The following is a 6,690-nucleotide window of genomic DNA, read 5'->3' as shown; positions in this document are numbered from 1 at the left end:
GTGCAGCAGCTAACATTTAACTAAATAGCCATTTTTAAAAAATCGAACTCGCACCAAGGGGCAAGTCTGCCCAAAAATCGGTTTTCTCGCAAGACACGTTTCAAATCGTCTCTAACTAGGCTATTTTTTCGGTCTCAATTTCCCTTAGCGTTATAAATTTCATGAAATTCTCAAAGTTTTAGATTGCGGTGAATAATTTAGGTATAATTTTATCTAGGTAAGAAAATATTCAATGAAAAGAAACTGGTGAAAATGATGAAATATTTTACGGATATGAATGGAAATGAAGTGATTCTTAGTTTTGAACCGAATCATTTTCAGCTTCCACAAAAACACGTATTCGTTTTTAGCCAATATCAACATGATTGGTTATTAACCCATCATTCGATTAGAGGATTAGAATTTCCAGGTGGGAAGGTAGAAAAAAATGAAACAATCAAAGAAGCCGCCATTCGTGAAGTATATGAAGAAACGGGCGGGAAAGTGGAGGAATTGGTTCATATTGGCGATTATTATGTGAAGGATCCTAAAAAAACATTTGTAAAGGCCATCTTTTTCGCGAAGATTTCTGAATTAGATAAGAAGGATGATTATTTGGAAACAGATGGCCCTGTTTATGTGTCAAAAGAGACATTGCCTTTCGAATTACAGAAGGAACAGTATAGTTTTATAATGAAAGATGATGTGGTTCCGACGACATTGCGTTATTTAAAGGAAAAAGGGTTTTATTAATTTGAGTCATTGCGTATCAATAGTTTTTCAATGATTGCAACGAGTTGGTACATTACGGTTGCGCAGATGGCGATGATGAGAAGGGATAGTAGGACAAGGGTAAAGTCGAATACTTGGAATCCGTATATAATCATATAGCCAAGTCCTTTCGCGGATACTAAAAATTCACCGACGATCACCCCTACCCATGATAATCCGACATTTACCTTTAAGGTTGATATAATCGCTGGAAAGGAAGCAGGTAGAATGGCTTCTTTAAAAATATGATTACGTGTGGCTCCAAACGTTTGCAAAACCTTTGCGTAGTTGGGGTCGACTTCTCTAAATGATGTGTAGACCACAATCGTCGTAATAATAACGGAAATGATCGCTCCCATTGTGATGATCGATAAATATCCAGGTCCTAAAGCTACGATTAAGATTGGTCCTAAGGCTACTTTTGGCATCGCGTTCAAAATGACAAGATAAGGGTCAAGAACTTTGGATAAAAAGGGTGACCACCACAAAGCCGATGCTAGTATCGTACCTAATAATGTACCGAGAATAAAGCCGAATACGGTTTCAGTTAATGTGACAGTTAGGTGGTTGATTAAGGAACCATCCATGATTTTGTTAATAAATAATTGCCAGATTTGACTTGGTGAGCTAAATATTAATGGGTCAATCCACTGAAAGTAGCTAGCCATTTCCCAAAGTGAGAAGAAGGCGGCAAAGATGAGCAGTTGATAAAAAATCACAAATCGCTTCTCTTTTTTTATTTGACTTATATACTGATCATGGAGGAGTTTGATTTTGTTATTTGTGTTCAAGTAACTCCAACTCCTTCCATATTTGTTGAAAAAAATCGGGGAATTGTGAATGGTTTCTTGCCTCGAAAGGTGAAAGTTCCCGCAATTCTTTTGGTACTTTAAAGATTCTATGAATGCTTCCTGGACTTCTGGAAAGCATGATAATTCGATCACTCATACAGATAGCCTCTCCAATATCATGTGTGACGAGAAGGGCTGTTTTATGAAAAGATTTAAGAGTAGTAAACACTAAATCTTCTAATTTTAACTTTGTTTGATAATCTAAAGCGGAAAAGGGTTCATCTAATAATAATAGTTTCGGATTCACAGCCAATGTTCTAACGAGAGCGACTCGCTGCCGCATTCCTCCAGATAATTGTCTAGGAGATTGTTTTTCCACCCCTTGTAATCCCATCACTTCTAACAAATGAATTGCTTTTTGTTTTGTTTCCTCATTTAAAAGATTCATGACTTTCAGGCCTAAGAAAATATTTTCTTCAATCGATTTCCATGGAAATAGATAATCTTGCTGAAGCATATAACCGATCAGGCTTTTTAACTGATTGGGATTTTTCCCTTCTATGAGAATTTTCCCATTGGTAGGGGAGAGGAGACCTGCCACAATGGACAATAAAGTGGTTTTCCCGCAACCACTTGGTCCAATGAGCGAAATGAATTCTCCCTTCTCGATGGTAAAATGAATATTTTTTAAAGCATTATTGGCTGTCGTAGGAGTAAAATAAGTGTGCGAGATGGAGTCAATTTCAACAAAACCCATCGAAGGTCCTCCTTTATCATTTATTTCCTTCCTTTTTCTAGATGTGGCTGAATGCTTTTTGCGTATTTCCCAAAAGGTTATGCATTACAAATTGAGAGTTATGCACATTTCCCACGAATATATGCGCTAGAACCCGAGATATTTGCACTTCAAGGCTTCATGACTGATGCGGATAAAAGCACGTATGGATCTAGAGCTTTATTTCACAATTTTTTCCGCGATGCTTGTGTCAACTAATGTTTTGTAATCGACTTGACTTGGGAGTTCTCCTGCTTCTTTCATAATATGGATGAGCTGATTCCATTCTTTCTCATCTAATATGGGATCGGTAGCGAAGGAATGTTGGTTTTTATACCGATCGATCACTGTTTCGATGATTTCAATTTCTGTATCTTCAAAATAAGGCTGGATGACTTTGGCGGCTTCTTTTGTGCTATGGGTATTTAACCATTGCTGTGCTTTGTAGATGGCCCTTGTAAATTTCTCAATGGTCTCAGTTTTTTCCTTTAGATAGCTGTTCTTTGTCATAAAAGTGGTGTATGGAACAGTACCGGATTCTTCTCCAAATGAGGCAACAATCTGTCCTTTCCCTTCTTTTTCAAAAATAGATGCAGTAGGTTCGAATAGCTGGACATAATCACCGGTTCCAGAGGCAAAGGCATTCGCAATATTGGCAAAGTCAACATTTTGGATGAGGTTTACATCATTTTTTGGATCAATTTGATGTTGCTTTAAGACATACTCCCCAACCATCTGTGGCATTCCACCTTTTCGTTGTCCTAAAAAGTCTGCACCTTTTAATTGATCCCAGTTAAAATTTTCTACTTTTTCTCTGGCTACAAGGAATGTTCCATCTGTTTGAGTGAGCTGTGCGAAATTAACGATGGGGTCATTAGCGCCACGTGCATATACATATACAGATGTTTCTGATCCAACTAAGGCGATATCGGCACCATTTGATAATAGGGCTGTCATCGTTTTATCTCCACCCCAAGTCGTCTTGATTTCCACATCTAATCCTTCTTCTTCAAAAAATCCTTTTTCCACTGCAATGTATTGTGGGGCATAAAATATGGATCTCGTTACTTCGGCAACCCGTATTTTTTGCCTTTTTTCTTTTTTCTCCGTTTGTTGGTTACAGGCTGCTAAAGAAAAAATAACGATGGCAGATAGTAATAATGACACCCATTTTATCCACGTTTTTTTCATTGTGATCCTCCTCTAAAAAATGCATTACAAGTGAGTTTTCTTTATCTTATGATTATGGTGAAAATGTGTGATAGCCTATAGAATATATTCATATTTTGTACCCATTATGGGGATCATTAGGCTTGTTAGGAGTTGTTGGTGATATGGAAGGTTTCTATTTTACTGGGGAAAAATATAGATTTCCCTCTCCAAATCCAAATGTAAAGATGTATATTATTACTTATTTGTCTGATGGATTGAAAGTGAAGGGGTTATTAGCAGAACCTAAAGAAAGTGGAGTTTATCCTGGTTTTTTATATTTACGTGGTGGAATCAAAAATGTCGGAATGGTTCGACCTGCGAGAATTGCACAGTTTGCATCTGAGGGGTTTGTTGTTTTTGCTCCTTTTTACCGTGGAAATCGGGGAGGAGAAGGGGATGAAGATTTTGCTGGGCGAGATCGGGAAGATGCTTTCTCAGCCTATCGATGGTTAAAAGAACAACCTAATGTTTTAAAAAGTCAAATTCATGTATTTGGATTTTCTCGAGGTGGGGTGATGGCCCTTTTTACAGCAATCTATATGGAGGGTGTAGCTTCTGTCGTTTCTTGGGGGGGAGTGACGGATATGACTTTAACCTATATGGAAAGAATGGATTTAAGAAGAATGATGAAAAGGGTAATAGGGGGGAGCCCGAATAAGTGCAAATCAAAATATGACGGAAGAACACCTTTATTTGAATTGGGGAAAATAACCTGTCCTGTTCTTATTATTCACGGACTAAAAGATGAAAATGTGTCAGCTGAACATTCTTTCCGATTAGAAAAAGGACTGCACCAACTTGGAAAAGAAGTGACAACATGGTATTTCGAGGATTACACACATTATTTTCCACCAGTTGTAAATAGACAAGTGGTTACAAATTTATGTCAATGGATGAAAAGTCAAGGTGAATCATGTTAGGATAGATGGGAGATCAATAGAGAAAGGGCAGGGGATGATCATGGGAATGCCTTTGGAATTTAATACAATGATTGTGACAAAAGGGGAAGAAATAAGAAAAGAAGAAAATGTTTTTGAATTAACGAAAACTGGATACCGTGTTTATCCATTACATATCCCCATTCACGTTCATAAATTTAAGGATGTAGAAGCGAGTGGGACAGCGATTATCGATCAGTTACAGTGGTCGAATGAAAAAACGGTAATTACTTATCATTTAATCTCCCTTAATACGACAAATTAAAAAAGCGAGACATTGTGTCTCGCTTTTTTAATTTACTGTGTTTCTTTTTTCTCAGTCGTAACTTACGAAATTGGTCCGCCAAGTTTTTCAATTTCAACCGCTACATTGTTAAACTTTTTGAAGTTTTCATTAAATTTCGCAGCAAGTTCTTTTGCTTTTTGTTCGTAAGCTTTATCATCTTCCCATGTTTTCACTGGCTGTAATACTTCATCAGGTACACCAGGCACATGTAAAGGAATTTCTAATCCGAAGATTTCATCTTTAATGGTTTCTGTGCTTTCAAGTTCACCAAGTAAAGCAGATTGAACCATAGAACGAGTATAGGCTAATTTTATACGATTACCTACACCATATTCGCCACCTGTCCAACCTGTGTTCACTAGGTAGACTTGAACATTATGTTCGTCAATTTTCTTCCCTAACATTTCCGCATAACGTGTAGCTGGAAGTGGTAAGAATGGTGAGCCAAAACATGTTGAGAATGTAGCTTCTGGTGAAGTAACTCCACGTTCTGTACCAGCTAATTTAGATGTATATCCGCTTAAGAAATGATACATTGCTTGTTCTTTTGTTAATTTACTGATTGGAGGTAATACTCCAAAAGCATCAGCTGTTAAGAAAATAATTGTATTTGGATGACCTGCTATACTTGGTGTTACAATGTTGTCAATATTTTGAATTGGGTAAGCAACACGTGTATTTTCAGTTAAAGTATTGTCATCATAGTTCGGAATGCGGCTATCTGGATCAAGAACAACATTTTCTAATACTGAGCCAAAGCGAATTGCATCGTAAATTTGTGGTTCTTTTTCACGAGATAAACCGATACATTTCGCATAGCAACCACCTTCAATATTGAAGACCCCGTTCGGTGACCATCCATGCTCGTCATCTCCAATAAGTCGGCGATGAGGATCTGCAGATAATGTTGTTTTTCCTGTTCCAGAAAGTCCGAAGAATAATGCGACATCCCCTTCAAAGCCAACATTGGCAGAACAGTGCATAGATAAAATATCTGATTCAGGTAATAAATAGTTCATAATGGAGAAGATTGATTTTTTAATTTCCCCAGCGTATTCGGTTCCACCAATTAATACGATACGGCGTTCGAATGATACGATGATGAATGTTTCAGAGTTGGTTCCATCCACTTCAGGATCTGCTTTAAAATCTGGAGCAGATAGTATAGTGAATTCTGCTTGATGACTTTCTAACTCTTCTTCCGTTGGACGAATGAATAATTGATGAGCAAAAAGGTTCTGCCAAGCATATTCATTAACTACTTGAATAGGTAGGCGATGTTTTTTGTCAGCTCCAGCGTACCCTTTGAAAACGAAAAGTTCGTCTTTTTGTTTTAAGTAATCCACTACTTTATTATATAAATGATCAAACGCATCTTTGGAAATAGGTCGGTTAACTGAACCCCAGTCAATTTTATCTTTAGTAGAAGGCTCTTCTACGATAAATTTATCTTTAGGTGAACGACCTGTATATTTACCAGTCTCAGCGCAAACAGCTCCAGCTTCTGATAAGATTCCTTCTTTACGGTTTAATACCTTTTCAACTAATTGAGGAACTGATGGTTGCATCATGACGTTTGCACCGTTTAATAATTCCAAAATTTCGCTTGAAACGCTTACAGAGTTCATAGATTTATAACCTTCCTTTGTCTGATTTTTATACGCTTATTTGTTCTAGAAATAGTATAACACATTCGAAGGAATAGTCTATACTATTTAAAAAATTTTTCTTTTGTTTTTTATTTTGTCACATTTTCTTAGAAAATGCTCATTATTTGTCGGAGAATATCTTTCACTAATATAATAAGGTAAAAACATGGTGGAGCAAGTTGTTATTTTAAAAAGACCCTATTTTAGGTCTAGTCAGATTCTTTTGTTGGATTTAGATCAGGAATCTGCTTTGTGTTTTTTCTTTGAGGGATTACATTGGTGCAATTGT

The 6,690-nt window shown here is 36.9% G+C and carries 7 protein-coding genes; 3 read left to right on the top strand and 4 right to left on the bottom strand.

Going from position 1 to position 6,690, the window contains the following annotated elements:
- Positions 1 to 255 precede the first annotated feature (255 nt).
- Positions 256 to 732 carry an RNA deprotection pyrophosphohydrolase gene (gene ytkD / locus J2S13_RS10860; RefSeq protein ID WP_307257783.1) on the top strand — a complete coding sequence of 159 codons (477 nt, stop codon included), beginning with the start codon at positions 256 to 258 and terminating at the stop codon, positions 730 to 732.
- Here ytkD and J2S13_RS10855 read toward each other — a convergent pair.
- The 3 genes from J2S13_RS10855 to J2S13_RS10845 all read right to left on the bottom strand — a co-directional run bounded on the left by J2S13_RS10855 (position 729) and on the right by J2S13_RS10845 (position 3,507).
- Entirely contained in the window at positions 729 to 1,541 is an 813-nt protein-coding gene (locus J2S13_RS10855) for an ABC transporter permease (protein ID WP_307257782.1), read from the bottom strand. The two genes, ytkD and J2S13_RS10855, sit on opposite strands and share 4 nt — an antisense overlap.
- Positions 1,528 to 2,298 carry an ABC transporter ATP-binding protein gene (locus J2S13_RS10850; protein WP_307257781.1) on the bottom strand — a complete coding sequence of 257 codons (771 nt, stop codon included), beginning with the start codon at positions 2,296 to 2,298 and terminating at the stop codon, positions 1,528 to 1,530. Before J2S13_RS10850 ends, J2S13_RS10855 begins: the two co-directional genes overlap by 14 nt.
- Before the next feature lie 198 nt (positions 2,299 to 2,496).
- A complete protein-coding gene (locus J2S13_RS10845; RefSeq protein WP_307257780.1) occupies positions 2,497 to 3,507 on the bottom strand; it encodes an ABC transporter substrate-binding protein in 1,011 nt (336 codons plus the stop codon).
- Between the two features lie 143 nt (positions 3,508 to 3,650).
- Here J2S13_RS10845 and J2S13_RS10840 point away from each other — a divergent pair, with 143 nt between their 5' ends.
- Both J2S13_RS10840 and J2S13_RS10835 read left to right on the top strand, forming a co-directional pair.
- Positions 3,651 to 4,448: an alpha/beta hydrolase family protein gene (locus J2S13_RS10840; protein WP_307257786.1), complete on the top strand. Its 798-nt coding sequence runs from the start codon at positions 3,651 to 3,653 to the stop codon at positions 4,446 to 4,448.
- A 40-nt stretch (positions 4,449 to 4,488) separates the two neighbouring features.
- On the top strand, positions 4,489 to 4,731 hold the full coding sequence (locus tag J2S13_RS10835; RefSeq protein ID WP_307257779.1) for a DUF2584 domain-containing protein: 243 nt from the start codon (positions 4,489 to 4,491) through the stop codon (positions 4,729 to 4,731).
- Between the two features lie 62 nt (positions 4,732 to 4,793).
- On the opposite strand, the gene pckA is transcribed toward J2S13_RS10835, so the two are convergent.
- Entirely contained in the window at positions 4,794 to 6,380 is a 1,587-nt protein-coding gene (pckA, locus tag J2S13_RS10830; protein ID WP_307257778.1) for a phosphoenolpyruvate carboxykinase (ATP), read from the bottom strand.
- Positions 6,381 to 6,690 lie beyond the last annotated feature (310 nt).

Source organism: Oikeobacillus pervagus (assembly GCF_030813365.1).
Taxonomy (GTDB): domain Bacteria; phylum Bacillota; class Bacilli; order Bacillales; family DSM-23947; genus Oikeobacillus; species Oikeobacillus pervagus.
This window is presented reverse-complemented; position numbering and strand designations above follow the sequence as displayed.

What these genes read in the sequence shown, in the direction of transcription:
- J2S13_RS10835 (WP_307257779.1), top strand. Translation starts at nt 4,489, where the DNA reads ATGGGAATGCCTTTGGAATTTAATACAATGATTGTGACAAAAGGGGAA.
- J2S13_RS10850 (WP_307257781.1), bottom strand. Translation starts at nt 2,298, where the DNA reads ATGGGTTTTGTTGAAATTGACTCCATCTCGCACACTTATTTTACTCCT.
- J2S13_RS10840 (WP_307257786.1), top strand. Translation starts at nt 3,651, where the DNA reads ATGGAAGGTTTCTATTTTACTGGGGAAAAATATAGATTTCCCTCTCCA.
- J2S13_RS10845 (WP_307257780.1), bottom strand. Translation starts at nt 3,507, where the DNA reads ATGAAAAAAACGTGGATAAAATGGGTGTCATTATTACTATCTGCCATC.
- ytkD (WP_307257783.1), top strand. Translation starts at nt 256, where the DNA reads ATGAAATATTTTACGGATATGAATGGAAATGAAGTGATTCTTAGTTTT.
- pckA (WP_307257778.1), bottom strand. Translation starts at nt 6,380, where the DNA reads ATGAACTCTGTAAGCGTTTCAAGCGAAATTTTGGAATTATTAAACGGT.